Origin of the sequence: Neisseria sp. P0008.S010, from assembly GCF_051962715.1 — a bacterium.
Taxonomy (GTDB): Bacteria; Pseudomonadota; Gammaproteobacteria; order Burkholderiales; family Neisseriaceae; genus Neisseria; species Neisseria elongata.
The window spans coordinates 1-252 of record NZ_JBQCVA010000361.1 but is presented as its reverse complement, the minus strand read 5'-3'; the positions used below and the strand labels follow the sequence as shown (position 1 = coordinate 252).

At 66.7% G+C, this 252-nt stretch carries 1 rRNA gene; it reads right to left on the bottom strand.

Going from position 1 to position 252, the window contains the following annotated elements:
* A 16S ribosomal RNA gene (locus tag ACTHSL_RS13920) occupies positions 1 to 252 on the bottom strand; the annotation flags it as partial.

Sequence of the window (252 nt, the reverse complement as noted above, 5' to 3'; positions counted from 1 at the left end):
CCCCACGCCTTCGCGCCTCAGTGTCAGGGACGGCCCAGCTGGCCGCCTTCGCCACGGGTGTTCCCCCCGATCTCTACGCATTTCACCACTACACCGGGGATTCCACCAGCCCCTGCCGCCCTCAAGTCTCCCAGTCCCCGACGACCCTCCCCGGTTGAGCCGGGGGCTTTCACGCCGGGCTTAGAAGACCACCTGCGCGCGCTTTACGCCCAGTAACTCCGGACAACGCTTGGACCCTACGTATTACCGCGG